The organism is Syntrophaceticus schinkii, from assembly GCF_000946815.1.
In the GTDB taxonomy this organism is placed as follows: domain Bacteria; phylum Bacillota; class DSM-12270; order Thermacetogeniales; family Thermacetogeniaceae; genus Syntrophaceticus; species Syntrophaceticus schinkii.
This window is the reverse complement of the sequence record NZ_CDRZ01000200.1, coordinates 1-1,131: the sequence shown is the minus strand read 5'-3', so window position 1 is coordinate 1,131 and position 1,131 is coordinate 1. Positions and strand designations below refer to the sequence as shown.

At 46.8% G+C, this 1,131-nt stretch carries 2 protein-coding genes; both read right to left on the bottom strand.

The features are described 5' to 3' along the window. Nucleotides 1-187: hypothetical protein (locus SSCH_RS17550; RefSeq protein ID WP_198142260.1), on the bottom strand; the 187-nt coding region annotated here is incomplete at its 3' end. Nucleotides 188-438: 251 nt separating this feature from the next. Then, nucleotides 439-903 (bottom strand): DUF6431 domain-containing protein, encoded by a 465-nt coding sequence (locus SSCH_RS07400; RefSeq protein ID WP_269746145.1) that lies wholly within the window; start codon nt 901-903, stop codon nt 439-441. Between the last annotated feature and the right edge of the window lie 228 nt (nt 904-1,131).

Sequence of the window (1,131 nt, the reverse complement as noted above, 5' to 3'; positions counted from 1 at the left end):
TTGCGTATGTAGTCGCTCCAGGGTACGGGTACTGACGAGTTGTTCTATGGCTGCCGGGGATTGTGTATGTACGGGATGCAATCTCCTCCAGTAAGTGCTTTAACTCACCTGGCAGCGTCATGGGGCTCTGGCGGCTGACGATCGGTGCAATCAGCCCATAGCGAAAGGCCGCTATCTGTTCTTGCATTTCGAAATTCCATCTTTTCTCCGCTCCTTTGTTTTTTAAGAAGATGTTGGTGAAGCTTCCAGCATCATTCTCTTCGAAGCGGTGCCGTCAATCCATAGACAGCTTGTGTGGGGCTTTTTTATCCTGGTGCCAGTGCCATTGATTTTTGCTGTCTGTAGAGCCAGTTAAACAACTTATCATCTCCAAACTCTGCCTTTACCTGGTCCCATATCTTAAAAGCCAGCCCCACTCTGTACGGGGCTTCATTTTTCCTACTGGCAGTTGGATGTGGGCAGAACACGCAGGATCTGTGTCCAAAAGATGTTACCTGAATCCCTTAAAAGCCTGTTCCACCTGGTGGTCCAGCGCCAAAGGCTTTTTTCACTGTAGGGTCCCCCTGCTGCTGTTAGTTCTCCGGCTACCTGTGTCAGGGATTGGCCTTTTGTCTGCTTGCGCATCACCTCTTCTTGCACTTCCCAGGCAGTTTGCTCTTTTTCCCCGATGAAGGGAGGGAGCAGACCTGTTGTTTTACCACATATGGGACACTTGAAACGAAATATCGGTATGGAATATGCTTCTTCGAGGGTGAATACCATGCGTTTGTAATGCCCGTGCCGGTGTAGCTTCCGCATAGCTTTACAGGATGGGCATTCCACTGGTCGTAGGTTTTCCGGACAACCGTCTGCAAATAATTCAAGATAAGACTGGACAGTTAAAGGAGTTTCGAGTAAGATCATTTCAGTGTTTTTTAGGGAAGGGGGACTTGGCGGGCGTTGGCCATAGGGGTTCCCCTTCTCGCTATTTATCCTTCCGTGATGATTGTCATGTCAATAAATAATCCATATGTCAATCAGTATGCATCATTTACGTCAATAAAAAAGCAAGAAAAAAATCCTCTCCCCTGTCATTGGGAGTGAGAGGCGACAATTGTAGTATTATATTTGTTTATTTGATTATTTCAAATT